19 protein-coding genes are annotated in these 21,867 nt (G+C 42.1%); 9 read left to right on the top strand and 10 right to left on the bottom strand.

Annotated features, from left to right (window positions below):
- The first annotated feature begins 31 nt into the window (after nt 1-31).
- Together TOL2_RS23465 and fusA are read left to right on the top strand one after the other, a co-directional pair.
- Complete coding sequence (locus tag TOL2_RS23465) at nt 32-577, top strand: GerMN domain-containing protein (protein WP_014956506.1); 546 nt, start codon at nt 32-34, stop codon at nt 575-577.
- Nucleotides 574-2,604, top strand: a complete 2,031-nt coding sequence (gene fusA / locus TOL2_RS05410; protein WP_014956507.1) for an elongation factor G — start codon at nt 574-576, stop codon at nt 2,602-2,604. The genes TOL2_RS23465 and fusA overlap by 4 nt, the downstream gene beginning before the upstream one ends.
- A 36-nt stretch (nt 2,605-2,640) precedes the next feature.
- Here fusA and TOL2_RS05415 read toward each other — a convergent pair whose 3' ends face one another.
- On the bottom strand, nt 2,641-4,080 hold the full coding sequence (locus TOL2_RS05415) for a M48 family metallopeptidase (RefSeq protein ID WP_014956508.1): 1,440 nt from the start codon (nt 4,078-4,080) through the stop codon (nt 2,641-2,643).
- Nucleotides 4,081-4,097: 17 nt separating this feature from the next.
- Nucleotides 4,098-4,631 carry a DUF3334 family protein gene (locus tag TOL2_RS05420; protein WP_014956509.1) on the bottom strand — a complete coding sequence of 178 codons (534 nt, stop codon included), beginning with the start codon at nt 4,629-4,631 and terminating at the stop codon, nt 4,098-4,100.
- 432 nt (nt 4,632-5,063) lie between these two features.
- Between TOL2_RS05420 and TOL2_RS05425 the strand changes: the two genes are divergently transcribed.
- The 4 genes from TOL2_RS05425 (at nt 5,064) to TOL2_RS05440 (ending at nt 7,800) form a co-directional block, all read left to right on the top strand.
- On the top strand, nt 5,064-5,513 hold the full coding sequence (locus TOL2_RS05425) for a Crp/Fnr family transcriptional regulator (RefSeq protein ID WP_014956510.1): 450 nt from the start codon (nt 5,064-5,066) through the stop codon (nt 5,511-5,513).
- A gap of 13 nt (nt 5,514-5,526) precedes the next feature.
- A complete protein-coding gene (locus tag TOL2_RS05430) occupies nt 5,527-5,988 on the top strand; it encodes an OadG family protein (protein ID WP_014956511.1) in 462 nt (153 codons plus the stop codon).
- 42 nt (nt 5,989-6,030) lie between these two features.
- On the top strand, nt 6,031-7,158 hold the full coding sequence (locus TOL2_RS05435) for a sodium ion-translocating decarboxylase subunit beta (RefSeq protein ID WP_014956512.1): 1,128 nt from the start codon (nt 6,031-6,033) through the stop codon (nt 7,156-7,158).
- A gap of 183 nt (nt 7,159-7,341) precedes the next feature.
- Nucleotides 7,342-7,800: a DUF1285 domain-containing protein gene (locus TOL2_RS05440; RefSeq protein ID WP_014956513.1), complete on the top strand. Its 459-nt coding sequence runs from the start codon at nt 7,342-7,344 to the stop codon at nt 7,798-7,800.
- A gap of 220 nt (nt 7,801-8,020) precedes the next feature.
- On the opposite strand, the gene TOL2_RS05445 is transcribed toward TOL2_RS05440, so the two are convergent.
- On the bottom strand, nt 8,021-8,356 hold the full coding sequence (locus TOL2_RS05445; protein WP_014956514.1) for a hypothetical protein: 336 nt from the start codon (nt 8,354-8,356) through the stop codon (nt 8,021-8,023).
- A gap of 156 nt (nt 8,357-8,512) precedes the next feature.
- Nucleotides 8,513-9,655 carry a DUF362 domain-containing protein gene (locus tag TOL2_RS05450; RefSeq protein WP_014956515.1) on the bottom strand — a complete coding sequence of 381 codons (1,143 nt, stop codon included), beginning with the start codon at nt 9,653-9,655 and terminating at the stop codon, nt 8,513-8,515.
- 255 nt (nt 9,656-9,910) lie between these two features.
- Between TOL2_RS05450 and TOL2_RS05455 the strand changes: the two genes are divergently transcribed.
- Together TOL2_RS05455 and TOL2_RS05460 are read left to right on the top strand one after the other, a co-directional pair.
- The gene (locus TOL2_RS05455; RefSeq protein WP_014956516.1) at nt 9,911-11,314 is read left to right on the top strand and encodes an amidophosphoribosyltransferase; all 1,404 of its coding nucleotides are present in this window, start codon (nt 9,911-9,913) and stop codon (nt 11,312-11,314) included.
- A gap of 64 nt (nt 11,315-11,378) precedes the next feature.
- Entirely contained in the window at nt 11,379-12,965 is a 1,587-nt protein-coding gene (locus TOL2_RS05460; RefSeq protein ID WP_232508080.1) for an SDR family oxidoreductase, read from the top strand.
- 7 nt (nt 12,966-12,972) lie between these two features.
- On the opposite strand, the gene TOL2_RS24785 is transcribed toward TOL2_RS05460, so the two are convergent.
- From TOL2_RS24785 to TOL2_RS05470, 3 genes are all read right to left on the bottom strand, one after another.
- Nucleotides 12,973-13,119 (bottom strand): hypothetical protein, encoded by a 147-nt coding sequence (locus TOL2_RS24785; RefSeq protein ID WP_158406061.1) that lies wholly within the window; start codon nt 13,117-13,119, stop codon nt 12,973-12,975.
- Nucleotides 13,120-13,190: 71 nt separating this feature from the next.
- The gene (locus tag TOL2_RS05465) at nt 13,191-13,925 is read right to left on the bottom strand and encodes a cytidylate kinase-like family protein (protein WP_041279300.1); all 735 of its coding nucleotides are present in this window, start codon (nt 13,923-13,925) and stop codon (nt 13,191-13,193) included.
- A gap of 282 nt (nt 13,926-14,207) precedes the next feature.
- Nucleotides 14,208-16,085, bottom strand: a complete 1,878-nt coding sequence (locus TOL2_RS05470; RefSeq protein WP_083863477.1) for a Glu/Leu/Phe/Val dehydrogenase dimerization domain-containing protein — start codon at nt 16,083-16,085, stop codon at nt 14,208-14,210.
- 127 nt (nt 16,086-16,212) lie between these two features.
- Between TOL2_RS05470 and TOL2_RS05475 the strand changes: the two genes are divergently transcribed.
- Nucleotides 16,213-16,905, top strand: a complete 693-nt coding sequence (locus TOL2_RS05475; RefSeq protein ID WP_051012276.1) for a hypothetical protein — start codon at nt 16,213-16,215, stop codon at nt 16,903-16,905.
- Here TOL2_RS05475 and TOL2_RS05480 read toward each other — a convergent pair.
- From TOL2_RS05480 to TOL2_RS05490, 3 genes are read right to left on the bottom strand one after another with little or no spacing between them, the layout of a single operon-like run.
- Nucleotides 16,893-17,561, bottom strand: coding sequence for a response regulator (locus TOL2_RS05480; protein WP_014956521.1), 669 nt, complete (start codon nt 17,559-17,561; stop codon nt 16,893-16,895). The genes TOL2_RS05475 and TOL2_RS05480 overlap by 13 nt on opposite strands.
- Complete coding sequence (locus TOL2_RS23470) at nt 17,551-20,127, bottom strand: ATP-binding protein (protein WP_148278059.1); 2,577 nt, start codon at nt 20,125-20,127, stop codon at nt 17,551-17,553. Before TOL2_RS23470 ends, TOL2_RS05480 begins: the two co-directional genes overlap by 11 nt.
- Nucleotides 20,093-21,661 carry an ABC transporter substrate-binding protein gene (locus TOL2_RS05490; RefSeq protein ID WP_014956523.1) on the bottom strand — a complete coding sequence of 523 codons (1,569 nt, stop codon included), beginning with the start codon at nt 21,659-21,661 and terminating at the stop codon, nt 20,093-20,095. The genes TOL2_RS23470 and TOL2_RS05490 overlap by 35 nt, the downstream gene beginning before the upstream one ends.
- Nucleotides 21,662-21,867 lie beyond the last annotated feature (206 nt).

Below are 21,867 nucleotides of genomic sequence, written 5' to 3' on the forward strand. Positions count from 1 at the left end.
TTAAGGTAAAGTATCCATCAAGAGTGTAAGCATGAAATCCAGGCAAAAAAGATTTATTTTATTTGTTTTTCTGACCGGTTTTTTGCTGTCAGGTGTGTGTGTTGCACAAAACGGCATGGAAGTGGATGAGGATGGGATTTTGGCTTATGAAGATCTTTTTGAGGGCTTTGTTTATTATGCAGACCAGCAGAAAACCGGCTTGAAATCAGTAAACATAAGATTTTCTTCAACACTGGATTCGCACCAGCTGGGCCGGGAAATCATAAAAGCCCTGATTGCAGGTCCTTCACTGCCTTTGCTTGAGCCAACCTGGCCAAGAGATGCAAAAATAAATTCTTTTTTTATTACAGATGACGGAAAAGCATATGTTGATCTGTACCTGGAAAAGGAAATGATTGAAAATATGGATACCGGGTCAGAGTTGCTGGCCATATATTCACTGGTGAATTCCCTGACCTTGAATATTCCAAAAATAAAAATGGTTAAAATACTGATTCAGGGTAAGGATGCCTTGACCCTTGCCGGTCACATCGACCTTGAATTTTTTTATCAAACAAATATGATGATTGTGAAATGAGCAAAAAAAAAAATATCAGTCAGTTTAGAAATATAGGGATCATGGCCCACATTGATGCGGGTAAAACCACTGTAACGGAAAGAATTCTTTACTACACTGGAAAATCTTATAAAATCGGGGAAGTTCATGATGGAGAAGCGGTCATGGACTGGATGCAGGATGAACAGGACAGGGGTATTACAATCACCTCTGCTGTGACCACATGTGAATGGGGAAAATCTCTTATCCAGATTATTGATACTCCGGGCCATGTGGATTTTACTGTTGAGGTGGAGAGAGCATTGAGAATCCTTGACGGTGCTGTGGGGGTTTTTTGTGCCGTGGGCGGTGTTGAGCCTCAATCCGAGACAGTATGGCGTCAGGCAGACCGGTATTCGGTGCCCAGGGTGGCCTTTATCAACAAAATGGACAGGACAGGTGCGGATTTTTTTGCCGCTGTCAGATCCATCAAAGAAAAACTGGCTGCAAATCCCGTGATGCTTCAATTGCCCATGGGGGCGGAAGATAATTTTTCCGGTGTCATTGATTTGGTTCATATGCAGCAGATCAAATGGGTTGATCAAACCCAGGGAGCCGAGTATTCAACAGAAGATATTGCCCCTGAATTTGAAGATATTGCAGCAGACTATCGGGACAAACTGCTTGAAGCCATATCCGAAGTCAATGATGAAATAATGGAAAAATATCTTTCAGAAGAAGATATTTCCGCTGTAGAGTTGATCAGCGCCATACGGTCTGCTACCATTTCAAGGCGGATAGTACCGGTCTTTTGCGGGAGTGCGTTGAAAAATAAAGGCATTCAGCCGCTGTTGGACGGCATTGTAGCATATCTGCCCAGTCCCCTGGATGTTCCCCCGGTTAAAGGACTGCATCCGGATACGGAAGAAGAACTGGAATTTTTACCCAAAAAAAACGGTCCCCTGGCTGCCTTGATTTTTAAAGTTTCCATGATTGAAGGCAGAAAACTTTCTTTTGCAAGGATTTATTCCGGCAGAATTGAGGCAGGGTCAGAGGTGTTTAATCCTCTGTTGAAGAAAAAAGAAAAATTGTCCAGAATTCTTCAAATGCATGCCAACAAACGAGAGCGGCTCAAAGAGGCAACAGCCGGTGATATTATCGGGATTGTCGGTCTCAAGGATTCCGGAACCGGGGATACCCTGTGTTCACAGGACTATCCTGTTTTTCTTGAAAAAATGGAATACGAAGATCCTGTTATTTCCATTGCCATTGAGCCCAAAACCCATGCCGACCAGGAAAAACTTGATACAGTGCTTGAAAAGTTCACTATTGAAGATCCGACCTTAAAGGTGAGCAAGGATGAGGAGACTGGCCAGACCATTCTATCCGGTATGGGCGAACTCCATCTTGAGATTATTATTTCAAGGATGCTCAAAGAGTTTCAAACCAATGTGAATGTGGGAAATCCTCAGGTAGTGTATAGGGAAGTTGTTACAGCAAAGGTAAAAGGCAGTGCTGTCTTTGAAAGAGAAATTTCCGGAAAATCTCATTATGCAAGTGTCAGTATCAGCCTTTCACCGTTAAACCGGGGTGAGGGTGTTACATTTGAATCAAAAGTCACGGAAGACAAGGTTCCTGAACAGTATATTCCTGCCATTGAAAAAGGCATCCGTGAGAGTTTGGACGGCGGATACCTTAAAGGATATCCCTTGGTTGATGTCGCAATTGTGCTGGAAGACGGAGGATTTGATGAGCGAAGTTCCGAGCTTGCTTTTTCCGTAGGCGCGTCCATGGCATGCAAGGATGCGTTGGAAAAGGCGTCTTTAGGTCTTCTTGAACCCATCATGGAGGTTGAAGTATTTGTTCCTGATGCCCACATGGGGGATGCCATATCCGATCTTAATGCAAGAGGGGGGAAGGTGGAATCCATTAATCCCAAGGCAGGCATTCAAATTGTCAAAGCTGTGGTGCCACTGGCTAAAATGTTTGGATATTCCACGGCACTTAGATCTGCAAGCCAAGGCAGGGGGACTTTTTCCATGCAGTTCTCCCGATTTGACAAAGTTTAATAAATTTTGACAAGTTTTAATGATCTTTTATAAGGTTTAATGCTGTTCTTTTTCCCGGTTTTTGGAAAATTCTTTTTTCAATTGATGGAGGCGGTCTTTTGCCTTTTTGATGTCGTCCTTATCCTTTAAATGTTCTAATGCCTTGTTTAAATGGATAATAGCGGTTTTATTATTGTTAATTTCAGCATAATACAGGCCCAGATAATAATGGGAAAGGCCTTTTTTCTTTTCAAGGGACAAAATATTTGCCAGGTGGTAGTATGCTTTGGGATAAGTTTCAGGTGCCTGGTTTAAAACATTATTGAAAAGATCTTTTGCCGTTGACAGATTACGCAGTTCAAGGTGTGCTGCAGCCTGATGAAATTTGGCCATCACCCCCATGACAGGTTCTGACTCAATTCCTTTAAGGGTGTTGAGTGCTTTTTGGGGCTCACCATTCATCAGATAGATCCTGCCCAGTTCAACAAGGATCATTGGATCGAAAATATTGATGGAAAGCGCTTTTTTCAGATGAAAGATAGCTTGTTCTCTCATGGATTTTCTGGCATAAACAAGACCCAGACCATAATGGATAGCGGCAGCATCAGTGCCTGAAGGGTTGTCTTTTAATTGGGTATTTAATGTGTTAAATGTGGGTTTAATTTCTGCATAAAGCCCTAAAAGTCTGTATTTTACCATATTAAATCTGAAATCAGTATCGCAGTCAGCCTTGTTTTCAGGCGGGATATAGTCGGATAAAATAGTTTCAACATGGGCAATCCTGCTGGCTGTTCCAGGATGGGTTTTGACATAATCCGGTATTCCTTCTGTTCCCCGAAAGTCCAAGGCCCTTATTTTCATCAGGCCTGATTGAAGACCTTCTGGTGAGAAACAGCTTCTTTTTAAAAACATAATCCCTTTTTCATCGGCTTCTGTTTCATTTTCCCGGGTAAAGGCGAGCATGGCAGTCTGGCCGATGGCCATGGACCCTTTCATAAGTGTGGCACCGGCATCACTATCGGAACCTGATTGGCTGCCGATGATGGCACCTGCCAGCATTCCTGCAAGGCTCCCGATACTGATAAATTTTGAGCGGTCAATGGATTCGGATACATGACGGCTGGCAGCATGGGCAATCTCATGTCCAATGATGCCTGCAAGCTCATCAATGGAATCAAGGGATGTAATCAACCCCCGATAGGCAAAAATATGGGCACCCGGGCCTGCAAATGCATTAAAAACGTCATCGTTTACAATGTAAAATGAATATTTAAAGGGCTGGGGCGGCAGAAAAGACAGAATATGGTTGCCAACCTGTCTTATCATATGATTGGCAATGGGATCATTCAATATCTTCTGCTGCTTTTGTATCATTGTCATGAATTTTTTGGCAACTTCATTTTCTTCCGGAATGGATATGGCAAGACTGTTGCTCAAAGGAAATGAAAAGAACAAAAGAAAGCTTAAAAAAATAAAAAAAGATTTAATGGGATTCATAAAAAAAGGTATTTCAGTTAAATGATTATAAATTCGGCATGTTCCATTGCAATCTCAATCCGGAAACTGTAATTGCCTATTTTAAAAGACAATCTACGGTTTTCGCCGTAATCGGAATCAATGACAAGGGTGATGGAGCTGTTCAGGGTAAGGGCTTTGGGTTGTCCCAAGACGGTATTCAGGTTGTAGTGTTCTTCAACTTCCTGGATCAGATGACCCATGACCTGGTTGGTAATCTCGCCGATGGTATCCGTAACTTCCGGGGAGGCAACTGTTGAGGCAAGTTCCTCTTTGGGCATTCCCATGGCCGTCATATAGGATTCATAGATTGCAAATGCGGCATCAGCTGAAAAGTTCATCACCACAAGTCCATTATAATCTCCATTGAACTGGACAAAACAGGTCAGATCGGGTTTCATGGAAATTTTAGGTGTTTTCTGGATGGTTGAAGAATAGGTTATATTCTGTTTGGTGGTGGCTTCAAGGGTCTGTCGGGCAGATTTTAAAAATATTTTTGAGATTTCATCAATGGATATTATTGGTTTGGACATAGTGTCTCCTTATTCTTTTTTTTATATGAAAGTCTTCACAAATCCAAACAGTGACTTTCATGTTTTGTCTTGGGCAAACCAGGATGAAATACCAGTTCTGCCCGTGGCAGTTTATATGAAACGAAAAATGACTTTTAATTATCAATAATATCTAATGAAAAGTCAAAAGGTTTGTTATCTTTGACCCCGTCCTATCCAATTCTTTGCTGATATAATTAAAATTCTTTGAAAAATAAGACAGTTAAGTGATGACAGTTAACTGTTATGATCTGTTTGATTCAGGGACTTTTTTATAGGAAATAAACGTTTAATCAGTGAAATTAAATTATATGCTTAAAAGGTAATATTTTCTATCGACAGGGCCCATAAAATATGTTTGAATAAACCGCTTTTTGCAAAAAAAAACAGTTAATTTTTTTTGATGAGGAAATCATGGGCGATCTTAAAGACATTCTAACCACATCATCAGTTTTCAGTTCTCTTGAAAAAACTGATATTGAAAGGCTGGAAGCACTTTTTGACAGACGTGAAATACATCCGGGAGATATCCTTGCACAAGCTGAAAATAAGGCAGAGTACTTTTTTCTATTAGGAAAAGGAACTGTTCTGCTGGCTATGGATAAAGGCAAGGGTGTTGTTTTGAAAACACCCGGGGATTTTATCGGGATGGAACTCTTGTCTGTCAAGGGGATATATAAAACCACTTTAAGCGTCCTTGAAAAAGGATATGTGTTTGCGGTGTCGCGGAATGATTTTTTAACCGTTATCAGGGAGGATTCGGCTTGTGCAGAGGCCATTATGAATGCCTGGCAGGTGTATCTTGATAACACCGCATCATTTGCAAAAAATATTGAAGACATAAGTCTTCCTGAACAATTTTAATGGAGGTATACGTTTGTACGGAATAGAAGCAATTAATGCCAACAACGGGTGGGCTATTTCCATTGTCGGTGTATCAATCGTATTTTCAGGCCTGGTCACGCTTTCTTTGGTGATCTCTAGACTCTACAAGGTTCTTGCCTTGTGGGAAAACCCTTCTTTGATCAAAGAGTTTTTTTCGGCAAAAAAGCCGGAAGATGATTTTGAAGAAGTATCGATAGATATACCAGCGGAAATGAAGGTAGAGGATATCAAGGATCTGGCTGGTTTTAAGGAGGTTGCCAAACAATTTGCTCTTCTTGTGAGGACCATGGAAGATCATTTTTCATTGTCCAGGCTGCTTCATCTTGCCAAGACCAGTGATTTAAAAGATCCCCATGAGAATTTGAATAATCTTCTGGCAACACGGATAATTATTTCCGATGGAGCAGGGCTTTTCACCTGGGATAAAGAGCGGTTTGATAAAGCTGTTTCATGACGGAATTGATCTGAAGGAATTGATAAGTTAAGAGGACATAATATGGATGCGTTATTTTTAGATTTTTTTCAAAACACAGGTTTTTATCTGTGTGATTACCGTAATATTATCATGATCGTTGTTGGGCTGGTGTTTGTCTATCTCGGCATTGCCAAGGATTATGAACCATTGCTTTTAGTGCCCATCGGGTTTGGTATGCTGGTTGGAAATATTCCGATTTTTATTGGGCTGGGATTAGGGATTTATGAACCCAATTCAGTGCTTCATTATCTGTATTTCGGTGTTACCCAGGGTATTTATCCCCCGCTCATTTTTCTGGGGATCGGTGCTATGACTGATTTTTCAACTCTGTTGGCCAGGCCGGTTCTTATGCTGCTGGGTGCGGCTGCCCAGGCAGGTATTTTTATTACATTTTTAGGGGCACTGGCCCTTGGGTTTGAGCCGCTTGAAGCTGCTTCCATCGGTATTATCGGTGGCGCTGACGGTCCTACCGCTATATTTTTAACGGCAAAACTGGCACCGCATTTGATTGGCCCCATTGCCGTGGCTGCCTATTCTTACATGGCTCTGGTTCCCGTTATCCAGCCGCCGATCATGAAGCTTTTGACAACCCGCAAAGAACGTCTGATTCGAATGGAAGAACCAAGGGATGTTACAAAAAGAGAAAAAATTATTTTTCCTGTTGTTGCATTTCTTCTTTGCTGCTTTATAGCACCTGCCGCCCTTCCGCTGCTTGGAATGCTCTGTTTTGGAAATGTTTTAAAAGAGGCTGTTGTAACTGAAAGGCTTGCCAATACGGCAAGAAATTCACTCATTGATATTGCCACCATACTATTGGGACTTACAGTTGGTGCCAGTACCCAGGGTGATGTTTTCCTTACTCCAAGTTCAGTTGGTATATTTGCTCTTGGCGCGTTTTCATTTGCCTTGGCAACCGCATGCGGCCTGCTTTTTGCAAAATTCATGAATCTGTTTTTAAAATCCAAGATCAATCCGTTGTTAGGCGCTGCCGGAGTTTCTGCCGTACCGGATTCAGCCCGTGTTGTTCAAATCGTTGGTCAAAGAGAAGATCCGACTAACTTTTTGCTGATGCATGCTATGGCACCCAATGTGTCCGGTGTTATCGGCTCAGCCATTGCTGCGGGTGTATTATGGAGCCTGATGCTTTGATTTAAATTTGATTTTTTTTGACCGGGAACATCCGGAATTTTAGCGGGTGCAAAAATATCTTGTTTTTGCACCCGTTTTTATTCCGGCCAATAATGTTTTAATTGCCTTGTGCGGGTGAGGATGATATCACCGGAGTAAAGGCAAATAAAACAATATGAAATTGTAAAATTGAAGGTGCTATGAATGTTGTCACAAGAGCGTAAACAGATTATTGTATCAAAAGAAGATGCTGTTTTCTGGATGGATAAAAACGGTAACTGGAATAATGAACACGGAAAATTTGAACACCCTAAAATCATAAAATATTTTAATTCATCCATAAAAAAAGATGAAAACGGGTACTATGTTCATCAGGTAAGCGATGAGGTTGAAGAAAAAGTATATTTTAACTATGAAGATACAGCACTATTCGTGGTTGATATAAAAGAAAAAGAAGGAATGTTTTTTGTTTTAAATAACAATGACACAGTTGAGTTTGATTCGGAACAACTTTTTATCAAAGATGATAACCTCTATTTTCAAACTTCTGAACACAGGGTTAAATTTACCCCGCGCGCATTGTTAAAAATCTCAAAATTCATGGAAGAAAAAAATGGGCAATTGTCTTTTGTCATAAACGGCAAGACTCATCATGTTGAATAAACACATAGCTAAGACCGTTTTCTCGTATGGCTGTTTTTACATGAAAGTCTTAAAAAATTAATAAAGCAACTTTCAATCTTTGTTGTGGGCAAACCAAGGTGAACGAACAAGTCTGCCCGTGGCAGTCATATGAAAGAACTTCTAACTTGTTGGAAGTAGATCTCTTTTGTTTGTTGTGGCAGTTTAATCTGCCATGGCCGTTAGTTGGTATTTGTTGAAATCATCTGCGACGTATCGTATCTACAATAAACGGGGTACATCGAATCGCGATGCTCTGTTTTTTTACCCAGATACGAACCATTGAAACAGATTCACCTTCCAGGTTGGCGATGCTGGGCAGTTCTTCAGCAAAGGCAATATCTTCAACTCTGAATTCATAATAAAAGGTGTTGTCCGTAAACGGGTCGGCAATTAAAATTACCCTGAATTTCTCATATGGATGTTTTCGGGGGGAACCGGAAAATGGGATATGATTTCGTTTATCCAGTGTGTCGGGTTTTCGGTAGGCCTGAAGCTCAAATTTTTCTTTGAGTTCAAGAAAATTAATAATGGACATGAGGACTCTCCTCCTAATCTAAAGTCTAAAATTTCATAGAACTAATATATCAAAAAATAATGGACGGGGTAAAAAATACAGACAATTTTTTACCCCGTCCAATGTATATTTGATTTTTTTTAGAAAATTGCGAATCTAAGATGTAATTGTCTTTCATTATCCGTGATTTGACTGCTTATATGAGAGTGTTTCTAATTTGATCAGTTTATATTTTCGAGTGCCCAGTTTAAGTTTTTCAGCATACTCCAGTTGATGCTCCCAGTCAACAGATGGATAAAGTCCTTTGAATTTGTCCTCACCCGGATTCAGGTTTGTCGCAAGAACAGTTCCGGGAAGAGCTTGCTGCTGGTTGACAAGGTCTGCACTTGCCTGATCAATGGCTACGGGGTCTGTAGATGCAAGGACTCCGATGTTGCTGACAATAGGGGACTCAGTATAAGACAGGCAATCGCATTTAGGAGCAATATCAGTAATAAAATTGATGAAAATTTTTTTATTTTCTTTGTTTTTAAGAACCCCCATAGTGTATTCCATCATTTTTTCCAGGAAAACAGGAACCGTCTGGTTCCAGTTGATATTTACAGATTCAGTCGGGCACCTGACAATGCATTCACCGCACCCTATACATTTTTTTTTGTCAATGTAGGCTTTTTTTTCTTTCAGGGATATAGCTCCGGAAGGGCAGTGTTTTTCACATTCGCCACATCCTATACATGTTTTTCTTTTTATTTTGGGGCTCACATTGGAATGCTGATCAAGCTTTCCCCGTCTGGAGGCACATCCCATTCCCAGATTTTTGAGAGTTCCGCCAAATCCGGAAAGTTCATGGCCTTTAAAATGGGCCACTGAAACCAGTGCGTCCGCATTGATGATTTCAGAGCCTATATAGACCTGTTTGCAGTGTTTCTGGTCAACAGTAACCGGTGTCTCGCCTTTTCCCCTTAACCCGTCGGCAATAATAATGGGGGTTGCGTCCATTGAGGAATAAGAAAATCCGTTTTCAATGGCAGTATGAATGTGAGACACCGAGTCTGATCGCGTTCCCACATACAGGGTGTTGGCATCGGTAAGAAAGGGGGTTGCCTTAAATTCTTTGATGGTTTGGATGATTTTCCGGATAAATACCGGTCTGATATAAGCTGTATTGCCCTGTTCTCCGAAATGGATTTTTACGGCGGTCAGATCTTTTTCGTTTAAACATTTTTCAATACCGGCAGTTTTGATCAGTCTTGAAAGTTTTTGGGGAAGATTTTCTCTGGAAGTGGCCTCTAAATCCATAAAAAATATATCGGCAGTCATTTTTTTTCTCCTGACAGAGGGGTATATGGTTCGGTTGTGAGAATATATTGTTAATTTGATTTTGTTCCATACAATCTCTTATTAAATACGTTAATCAGTTGATAATTACAATATAAAAGCATGCTTCAAGCATGGCAACGAGTTTTATTTGTTTGACATCTTAAATAATAATTATTAATTGATCGTGGTGGTATGAAAATAGAAATGTGAACGAGAATGGGAAAGATCAATTTAAAAAAATGAAAGAGAGACATTATGGGTGGTTTTTTCGGCTGTGCTTTTAAAAGGTCGTGCAATAAAGAGCTTTTTTATGGGACAGATTATTTGTCACACTTAGGAACCAAACGCGGTGGCATGGCGACTGTGGATAAAAAAGAATTTCAGAGGACAATTCATAACCTTGAAAATGCATATTTCAGATCAAAATTTGAGTCGGATATTGATAAACTGACCGGAAATATGGGAATAGGGGTCATCAGTGATACCGATTCCCAGCCGATTATCATTCATTCTCATCTTGGAAAATTTGCTGTTGTTACAGTGGGTAGAATTTCAAATCTTGATGAGCTTGCCCAGCAAGCATTTTTACAGAATATTCATTTTGCGGAAACCAGCCAGGGTGATATCAATCCCACAGAGCTTGTAGCAATTCTGATCAGCCAGAAAGAGTCTTTTGAGGAAGGCATTGCAAATGCCCAGTCAAAGATTAAAGGGTCCTGTTCAATGCTGATTTTAACTGATTCAGGAATCTATGCTGCAAGAGATAAGTTGGGCAGAACTCCCATTGTGATAGGCAAAGGCGAGGATGCCTATGCAGCCAGTTCCGAATCAAGTGCATTTTCAAATCTTGGTTTTGAGGTGGAGCATTATGTCGGCCCAAATGAAATCATAAAAATAACACCCGAAGGGATTGAACAGGTTCAGCCGCCGGGTAAAGAGATGCAGGTTTGTTCATTTTTATGGGTATACTATGGCTATCCGGCATCTTCTTATGAAGGAATTAATACGGAAAAGGTAAGGTATAATTGTGGTGCGGCCCTGGCCAAAAGAGAAACTGAAAACGTGGATCTTGTAGCGGGTATACCTGATTCCGGTATCGGACATGCCATTGGATTTGCCAATGCCAGCAAGGTTCCTTTTATGCGGCCTTATGTGAAGTACACGCCCACCTGGCCCAGAAGCTTTATGCCCCAGAACCAGGACATGAGAGATCTTGTGGCCAGGATGAAACTGATTCCCGTAAGAGAACTTATTGAGGGAAAGCGTATTATATTTTGTGATGATTCTGTTGTAAGGGGCACCCAGTTAAAAGAAAATACACAGATTTTATATGAATATGGTGCAAAGGAAGTTCATATGCGAGTTGCCTGCCCAAGCCTTATACACCCCTGTGAGTTTTTGAATTTTTCAACCTCACGATCAACCCTTGACCTTGCGGGCAGGAAAGCTATTTATGATATTGAAGGAACTGAAGATATTGATTTGACAGATTATGCCGTGGATGGATCTGAAAAACATTCAGCCATGATCGGCAGAATTATTGACCGGTTAAACCTGAGCAGCATCAGGTTCCAGAAACTGGATGATCTGGTTGCTGCCATTGGTCTTCCCAAAAATAAACTTTGTACACACTGCTGGGATGGCTCCAGTCATTTTTAGATATTAAGTGTGTTAGATTTGTGTTTCTTATAGATTTTGTCCGGAACAAGGATGTTAAAACAAGGTGAGCAACATCAGTATAAATATAAAGAGTGCAGATACAATGAACAAAGACGAACTGGAAATTTTGGCAGCCTTGCGCGGTTGTATTCCTTTTTTGGAAAAACTTGCGGACCGGTCCGAACTTCTGGCTTGCCTGCCGGATCAAGAACGGATTGCCCTGATCACTGCGGCCGGAAAAATATCCAGACCTGACCGGGCGGAAATTAAAAAACGCAAAAAAGACAGAAAACGACAAAAGCGCCTTGCCATTGTGGAAAAAGAGCGTCGGATGAGAGCGGGTACAGGGATTCGCAAGGCCAGGCAATCTGATGTGTTTACCGCTCCGCGACAGATTTCATTCCAGGAAAGGCAAACCGATAAAAAAGCAAATGAACAGCATCTGGAAACACCGAGGAACTGCTATGTGTGCAAAGCTGAATTTACACGGCTGCATCATTTTTATGATGCCATGTGCCCGGAATGTGCGGAACTCAATTATCAGAAACGTTTCCAGACGGCATCCTTAAAAGGGCAGGTGGCATTGATAACAGGCTCACGGCTAAAGATCGGTTACCAGGCCACCTTGATGATGCTCAAGGCCGGGGCAAGGGTGATTGCCACCACCCGTTTCCCCAACGACTCTGCCCTTCGGTTTTCCAGGGAGCCTGATTTTTCCCAATGGGGACACAGGCTCCAGGTTTACGGGCTGGATCTTCGCCACACCCCCAGTGTGGAGTTGTTTTGTGATTATATCAAGCAAAACTATCAGCGCCTGGATATTCTCATCAACAATGCAGCCCAGACAGTAAGGCGGCCACCCGGGTTTTATGCCCATCTCATGGAAAATGAAACAGCAGCGGTGACCCAGTTGCCAAAGGATGCCCAGTCACTTCTGGGTCAGTACCAGACCTGTATTTCCCGGCTGGAATACGGGCAGACAGAAAATGTGGGTACGGAAAAGGCACTGCCTGTTACCTGGAACGGCACTGCGCCCGGCGTGGGTTTGCGCATGTCTGCCCGGCTGTCCCAGATTCCTTATTCCTATGATCATACCCTGGATGTGCCAAAGGCCTTTCCCGCAGAAAAGCTGGATGCAGACCTCCAGCAGGTGGATCTTCGGAAAACCAATTCCTGGCGGTTGAGGCTGGGGGATATCCAGACTTCGGAAATGCTGGAAATTCAACTGGTCAATTCCGTGGCTCCTTTTGTTTTGTGCAATCGGCTGGCAGACTTGATGAAACAGGATTACACAGGGCAAAAACACATTGTCAATGTTTCTGCCATGGAAGGCAAGTTTTTGCGGTTCAAAAAAGGCAGCCGACATCCCCATACAAATATGGCAAAGGCTGCATTGAATATGCTCACCCATACGGCAGCAAGTGATCTGGCTAAATACGGGATTTTTATGAATGCAGTGGATACAGGCTGGGTAACGGATGAAGATCCTGCTGTCCTGGCAAGACTCAAGCAGGATCGCCATGATTTTCAGCCTCCTTTGGATATTGTGGATGGTGCGGCAAGGATATGTGACCCGTTTTTTCACGGGATATTGACGGGTAAACACTGGTGCGGGAGATTTTTAAAAGATTATTTCCCAATTGACTGGTAGCAGCGGGTTAATCAAATACAGCTAAAACTACAATGGTTTTGTTTGCCAAAAGGGCAAGAGTGATACTCTTGCCCCTTTTTTTTGCAATACCCTCTTTTGCAATGGCCTCAAGGGTCTGTTTTGTAGTGGTGTTGTTTTCTATGAAAGTCTTCAAAAACTCAAACAAAGACTTTCAATTTTTGTTGTGGGCAAACATGGATGAAAGGCCAGGTCTGACTGTGGCAGTTATCCGAATTTTTGTTTGTATGCACACGCCACTATTTGGGCGGCCTGATCTGCCTCTGTAATATAGTCCCGGTTGATTACCAGGTCAAATTCTTCGGCAGGCGCTTCTTTTTTCTGATAAACAGTTTTAAAAAATTGATGTTGTTCATTGTCAATTATCTTTAACTGTTTTTCAGCCTTTGACGGGTTCATATCCATCATTTTGGCAAGACGTTCCACCCGGTATTCATTGCTGCATATAAATCTTACAGCTAAAACACTATTACGGGGCAGGATCAGATGGGTTCCCCTGCCCACGAAAATGGTTGGCTCGGTATTGGCCAGGGCTGTGACTGTCTTTGCCAATTGTCTTGCATAATCACTTTTGATAAAGGTTTTTTCATGGATGAGCATGGAGAATAATTCGCTCATTTTACCGGGATAGCGTTCATCATAAAATGCAATTATTTTTTGAGTCAGTTCGGTATCTTTTGCCATATGTTCCAGAATTTCTCTGTCAATCACACGATATTGGATGATTTCAGACAGAAGGTCTGCAATTTCCAGGGCACCCACTCCAATTTGCCGTGAAAAACAAATACTATTGTATACTGCTGGTTTTTTTTCTTCCTGTTTTTTATTCTCCTGATCTTTGCTCCATTTTTTGATATTAGAATCTGTCCAGGCTGATATACTCAGTCTTTTTTTACCATAATATCCAGGTTTATAAACGGTTTCTTTTGAACTTTGAGTCATTGTTTTCTCCTTCCAGGAATAAATATTTGCTATCCTAAACATACTGATTTTTTTTGGCATTTGTGATTGATAAGAGCAATAACAATACCAGGCCTGTAGAATAATTGAAAAAATCAAGCAAACAAATTCCGGATGACGTCGAACCGCTGATGACAGGAGATAAAAGTTTTGAAAAAGAAATCATCATATCAAAAAAGTATGACTTGGCAAGTCAGGTAACTTAACATACTGGAAAGCAACCTGACAAGTTTTTGTGCTTTCAAGCAATTGCCACATGATTGTTTATTTCATGGTTTGCAACAGCCTGAAAAGGGTTCTTCTGGCAAGGATGTCACCTGAAATAAATCCAACGACTTTGTCTTCTTCAACAATGGGCATTGCAGAAATTTCATGATGTTCCAGCTTTCGGATACAGTCAATAATGGTGGCATCAGGATGGTTTGTGATGACATCAGCCGTCATGACGCGGGTTAAAGGGGAATCCATGGACAGGTTTGATGCCATGGCCTGGGTAATATCCCAGTTGGTCACTATGCCGACGAGTTTGCCTTTTTCAGATATGACATTGACAATGGGAACATGAGCATCTATCAATAAACAGGCCGCATCGGTCATGCTTTTGTCTACACCGATTGTGGGGGCGTTTTCCATGATATCCCGGGCGGTTCGTGATTTTTCCATGGTGGCAATCCGCTGGACACTGATCTGTTCTGCAATTTCACAAGGCAGGCTGTCGGCATCCTTGCAAAGGCCGTCAATGAGTTCTTTCATGTTTCGCCGGATAACGGTTTCAAGTTTTTCAACTGCAGCTTTTCTTCGGCGTTCCGCAAGCATTTCAAATTCATCACGGTTTTTTTCAAGCCAGCCGTCAATGGCGCTTGAGTTGCCTAAAATATTTTTTGGAATCAGCAGGTGATCAGGTGTGGGGATAATTCTTTCATGAGCTGCATAGATGACTCCACCCGAGTTCACCAGGTAATCTGTTGCAATCAGGACTCCTTTATCCCTGTATACATGACGTTCCATTCTCTTGCGCTCGGCTTTTCTTGTCGGGTTCGGCGAATAGGTGTTGGCCCCTTCGACAATGATCTGCCAGGTGCCCATTCTGTCGGTTGTCATGGCGGGGTTGGTTGAGGTATCCACATCCAGGTAATTGAAGACTGGTGAGGCGGGAATCAGGCAGAACGCAGATTCGGTTAAAAGGTTGTTGCAGGAGTTGGAAAAGACCATCCGGTTTAAGTCAGGGTGCTTTTTGTGCAGGACGTGATCATGGAAATATTTTTGTGTAACAGTGGCAGATTCTTTCCACATGTCAAACAACTGTTTCCAGGGAAGACCATCTGAATTTAAAAGATAACCGTTTTCGTCACTGATTCCTTTGATAACAGGACAGTTGTCCTGGTCATACTCATGGAAAAGTCTTGCCACGTTGGCACCCACAGCACCGAATCCCTGGATGAGAATATCCAGGTCAGACGGTTTGGGAATGACCAGGTTTTTAAACTGGGGCAGTTGTTTCAACCGGGGAAGGTGTTCAAGCAGCGCTTTTGTGGCCACAACAATGCCGCTGGCGGCCCCTCCCAGTTCATCAATTCGGTTGCCGCCCATATCTGCCGGTTTTGAGACCACATTGTTCAGGCCGTTTTCAATGGCAAAGGTTTTCATATCCGAATCATTGGTTCCCACATCCGGCCCTGGGATATATATTTTTTTGTACCGCCGTAACAGCTGTCCAAATCCTTTGATGACCGCATATCGCTCTTTTTTGCTGAGATTTTCAGGCCGGACAATACCTGATTTGCCGCCGCCAAAGGGAAGATCAGCAGCGGCATTTTTAAGGGTCATGCCCCTTGCCAGGTTATGGATGCAATCCGGTGTGATGTCCGGCAACATTCTTGTTCCGCCCATGGAGGGCTGTCCCATGGCAAGGTTGTCCACCACAAGAAATCCGCCGATCTCCACCGAGCTATCTTCATTCCACATGCACGATACCAGACGTGGCCCCAGACGGTCCACTTTAATCCCCAAGCGCTGAAGACGGTCAACATCCAGAGGGCCGAACTCAAGAAACCTGAACGGCCCGTCCTTGATCAGGCGGTTTTTCCAGATAAGATCGGGCAGGGCATTATGAAGAAACTGATGCATTCTTGTTGGAATCATATTTTATATCCTTATTTTTGTCTCCAAACCAGGACAATAAATTTGACTGTTTGTATAAATTAGAGTAAATGCAGAACAAAGTTAATTTAAAAATAACCAAGTTTGTTAAAAAAATAAAGGGTTTTAATTGAAAAATCAGAGGGGTAATCCTGGTATTGAACGGTTGAAAAAAATCTATTCGCTTTACGATGATGCAATTGACCATATGGAAGGAGTCTGCCAAAAAAAATGTTCCTCCTGCTGCACCTGTAATGTCACTCTGACAAGCCTTGAAGCCGATTTTTTGTTTGGCGCTTTGACCCTGCTGGAAAAAAAAGCGCTTCAGGACCGAATCAATCGTCATTTTCCAGAAAAAAGATATATTCCAAAAATGACCACAAACAGTTTTGCCCGACTGTGCATGGAAGGCAAAGAAATTCCTGAAGAAGAAAATGATCCTTCCTGGGGAAAATGCCCCTTGCTTGTGAATGACCTGTGTTCCATATATGAGGTCCGCCCCTTTGGCTGCAGGGCGCTGATGTCCCGAGTTCATTGCAGTGAAAAAGGGTATGCACAGGTTCCGCCCATTGTCTTGACCCTCAACAACCTGTTTTTACAAGCCATAGAGCATATGGATGAAAACGGGTTTTCCGGGAATTTATCCGATATGCTGACCCAGTTGCTTCCGGATAACACTTCTGTTAATTTTTCAGATCCCGCCAAAATACATGATAACGGCAGGTTTGTGTTCAATGAAAAAATTCCGGTTCTGATGATTCCGCCCGAGCATCGGGAAAATGTCAGGCCTGTTTGGGAGAAGCTTTATTATTATTTTTGCTGATTTTTAATTTCAATATACCATTCTTCTTCGCCATATAATTTTTCTGAGCATTCAGGACACAGCCCATGGCTGAATTCTGCTTCCGAGTGATTTTGAATATACTCTTCTATTTGATTCCAGTATCCTGAATCGTCCCGGATTTTTTTACAGGAAGCGCAAATAGGAAGAATTCCTTTTAACGTTTTGATTTCATCCAGGGCGGACTGCAGTTTTGTATTTATTTGCTCCAAATGGTTGTTCCGGTTTTTAAGATCTTTTTTTAATTTTTGAAGGGTCAGGTGGGTTTTTATTCTGGCCAGCAGCTCTTTTTCCTGAAATGGTTTTGTAACATAATCCACACCACCGGCAGAAAAACTTTTCACTTTGTCCTCCAAAGTATCCAGGGCACTGATAAAAATGATGGGAACATCTTTTAATCTTTTGTCTTTTTTTAATTTTTCCGCCACCTGATATCCGTTCATCACCGGCATCATGATATCCAGTAAAATTAAATCCGGTGTTTTTTTCCGGGCAGCAGTAATTGCCAGTTCACCGTTTAATGCAGGGCGGACGTTGTAGCCTTCATCCCCTAAGATTTTGACCATAAATTTTAGATTTTCCTGTGTATCATCAACTACAAGGATGTTTTTCCTGGATGCTGAAATTTTATTCGTCAATATGATGCTCCTTTTCCAGAATCAATAAAATTTTTCCATATTCAAATTGTTCGGCCAGAGCTTGAAATTTTTTGGCAAGACGGATGTCTTCACTCTTCAAACGGATGATCATCAGGTTGATCAAGTCCATATCCGCCTGCTGTACAGCATCTTTCAACTCTTCGCGTATTGCGGGTGAAAGTGCCATGGACCGGGAGCGCCAGAACATAGTGTTTTTCTTTTTTATTCCTGCAACTTCGGATTTGTAACCTTTATGGGTGCCGGTCTTGCTGTCTTCTTTTTCAGACGGATTTAAGGGATCTGAATTTGACCGGACCATTCCTGCTGGAATATCAAAAAAAAATCGAGATCCTTTTCCCACAGTGCTGTTAATAAAAAGTTGACCTCCCAGGACTGTCACAAGTTTCTCACTGATGGTCAACCCCAGGCCGGTACCTTCCTTTTTATGGCGCCCTGCTGATGCCTGTTCAAATGCCAGGAAAATGGAGTTGATATCTTTTTGTGCAATTCCAATGCCGGTGTCAGCCACTTCAAAAAAGAGCCGGATCTCTTGCCCGGACTGTTTCCCGGGTATTGCCGTATCCTGCTTCGTCCCGATCCTGACGCATACCTTACCGTTTTTCGTAAATTTCAATGCATTGTTGACAAGGTTGATCAGAATCTGGCGTAATTTCATCTGATCAGTTTTGATAAAACGGGGGACTGCCGCCGTACATTCAAAAAACAGATGTATCCCCTTTTTAGACGCTATCAGGCCCAGCATGGACTTGATTTCATCCAGGAGTCCATAAAGATCAAACACCATATTGTCAATGTTCACCCGTCCGGCTTCGATGGCAGAGAGGTCAAGCGTTTGGTTGATCAGCATCAGCAGGTGTCTGCCGCTGCGATTAATAATGTCAATGGACTCTTTTTCATGGGAAAGAAGAGTTTTATTTTTTTTTAACATATTGGAGAATCCAAGTATTGCGTTGAGCGGAGTACGAAGTTCATGGCTCATGGTGGCCAGGAAATCAGTTTTGGCCTGGTTGGCTGATTCGGCCAAATTCTTGGCTGTTTTATACTCTTTTGCCCGTTTTTGTTCGGAAATATCCTGAATATTGCCTTCAAAGTATCTTACCGATGCATCTTTTCCCCTTACAACGTGGGCATTGATGGATACATCCATAACTGTCCCGTTTTTATGATAAAATTGGGTTTCAAAATTTTGAACAATTCCAAAGGAATGTAGAAGATTATTAAGTTTTTGCTGATCTTCCGGCTTAACGTAAATTTGTTTAAAATTTTTAATTGATTTTCTCAATTCTTTCTGGGATACAAATCCCAGAATACGAAGAAAAGAGGGATTGCTTGTCATCACTTTTCCTTTGAAAGTGATTTGAAAGATTCCTTCATGGGCATTGTTAAATATGTTTCGATATTTTGCCTCGGTTTTTTCTATTGTTTCATTCATGGATTGAAGATTGTGAATTTGTTTCTTAATGGCATTTTGCATATGGTAAAAACTTTTGGCAAGAACTCCGATTTCATCGGCTCGATCCACGGGTAAAGGCTGATCCCATTGGCCTTGAGCCAGGTTTTTTGCCATGCGGCTTAAGCTGAGAATGGGCCGGGTAAATGTTTTTGCAGTAAAATAACTCATTACCAGGGCTATGATAAAAACCATAATGGCTGAAAACAGGAGAATTTGCAGGGTATCTTTTTTGTTATGGGTCAATACTTGTTCATCAACCAGGACAGTAAAGATACCAATAGTGGTTTTAAATTGATTTTTCATGGTTTCATAGCTTGTAGTGTAACGCCTGCCCGCAATCCATTCACCGGATCGGGTCTGGATCTCGTCCAGGGAATGGATATCAGTCAGTGCCGTGGGCCATATTTTTGTCAATGAAATTCCATGGTTTTGCTGGATACTGCTGACAATATCCCCCTGCCGATTCCATTGCAGGGTCACCTCAGCCTTGATCTGTTCTTTAAATGCCTGCATCAGTCTGTCATTAAACGGGTAAGTGACAACTACAATCCCGGTAAGCTCAAGTCTGGACATATCCATTATGGGTATCATGCTTTTCAGGGTTAATCCGCTGGGATAGAGAAAATAATCGGAAATTTTTTCCAGCCCAAGGCCCTGTTCAAGGATGGGATCAGTTGACGCCGTCAGATAGGCATCAATTGATCCGCTTTCCGTATGGCTCAGGGCAATTCGTTTTTTATCCGGATTAAACACCTCCACAATGGCAGTGTACCAGAGATCTCTTTTTGATTCCAGGAATTCCCGGATACCAGTGGGGTGATCAAATTGTTGTATTTCCTTGCTCTGGGCCAGGAGTTCCGCAATGTTTTGAGATCGACTCTCATAGTGCATCAGCTCACGTTTGAGATCCTCCATGGACCGCCGGCTTTGCTCTTGAAGTCCCTGTTCAAGCCGTTCCAGAGAGAACCACATGCCAAGGGATATGGACATAGCTGTGGGGATAAAGATAATGACAAGAAAAATCAGTATCAATTTTTTTTGAATGGAAAAAAAGGCGTCAGTCAATCCAGGCATTTTTAAACCGAATCTCAATCAATACCTGCTCAATGGCATGGATGGTCTTTTGGAAGGCCAGTATGGATTTTGCGTGAACCAACGGCACCCAGGGAGCATTTTCATGGATAATTTTTTGTGCATTACGATATAAAACAGACCGCTTTTCCTTGTTCATGATCTGCTGGGCACGGACCAGCAGATCATGGGAGCGGTCATTTTTGAAAAAAGCGAAATTACTTGAGTTGGGTTTTACAGCATTGTCCTTGTCCAGGAGTACATAAAGAAAGTTATCCGGATCACCATTGTCGCCTACCCATCCGAAAAGAACCATTTCATGTTCTCCATTGAAAACTTTTTTAAGATACTCTTTCCAGGGCCAGGTTGCCAGAGTGACTTTTATGCCCACGGCAGCCAGATTGGCTTTGATGGCCCGGGCAATCTCCGGGGGCTGGGGCATATAAATATTGGGTTTGGGAGGATACCAGAGCTTTGTTTTGAATCCGTTTTCAAAACCGGCTTCTCGTAAAAGCTGTTTTGCTTTTTTTGGATTATACTCATAATCAATGATATCGTCATTATGGGACCAAAGGGTGGGGGGAATGGGGTTTTTGGCCGGTATACCCAGATCCTGGAAAAAGAATTTCACCAGATTTTTTTTGTTAACAGCATGGTTGACGGCCAACCTCACCTTTAGCTGATCAAAGGGTTTTTTGTCCATATTCATGGCCATATATCCCACATTGAGACCCGGTTTCATATCCAGAGTCAATTGATCACTTTTTATGATTTTTTTCAAGATATTAGGATCCAACCCGTCCATGGCATGGATGGCGGATGTATTTAATGCCAGCAGCCGGCTTTTATTGTTTCTGATGATTTTAAATATCACTTGATCAAGAAACGCCGGTCTGTCCCAATAGGTGTTGTTTTTTTTGATGATGATCCTGTCACCCGGAACCCATTCCTTGAAAATAAACGGGCCGGTCCCCACTGCGGTTTTTTCAATATCACCGTTCATTTTTTTAACGGTTACCGGGTTTACGATAGCAGAGGGAATCATGGCAAGGTTTGCCAGAAAAGGGGCATAAGGTCTTTCCAGAGTTATTTTTACGGTATGGGCATCCAGTGCGGTAACAGTTTGTATATACTCATACATGAATCCTGCATAGTGACAATTTTTTTGGTGATATGTGTGGGTCGGGTCAAGTTGCCGCATGATGCTGAACACCACTGCATCTGCTGTCAGTGGGGTGCCGTCGTGGAATAAAACATCCTTTCTCAGGTGAAAAATCCACTGGGTATTTTCTTCCAGGGTTTTCCAGGATGAGGCCAGGGCAGGTTCAATGGCACCTGAATCATCTTTATACCTCACCAGTCCTTCAAAAATATTTGCTGCAACCTTCCAGGATTCCGTGTCGGAAATTTTGGCCGGATCAAGGGTGATAGCATCCTCACCGCGGCCAAAAACAAGGGTCCCCCCCATTTTAGGAGACTTTTCTGCCAGGGTTATGGGCGCAAAGATGGTGATGGCAAAACAGATGGCAAAAAATTTAATCAAAGTTTTTTTCATACATATCACTCGGTGAAATATAATAAACTCAATTTTCAGACTTAATCGCTATCATACGCGTCAAACTTGCATTTATCAAAATATATCATCAAACCTGCAAAAAAAAACGCAAGAATACAAGCCAGATCCCATTTATCAGCATCTTTTGTTATTTTGCGTTTCTATATGAAATTTTTTCATTAAATCATAATACCGCTGGAATATCA

The sequence above is a fragment of the Desulfobacula toluolica Tol2 genome (assembly GCF_000307105.1).
GTDB lineage: Bacteria > Desulfobacterota > Desulfobacteria > Desulfobacterales > Desulfobacteraceae > Desulfobacula > Desulfobacula toluolica.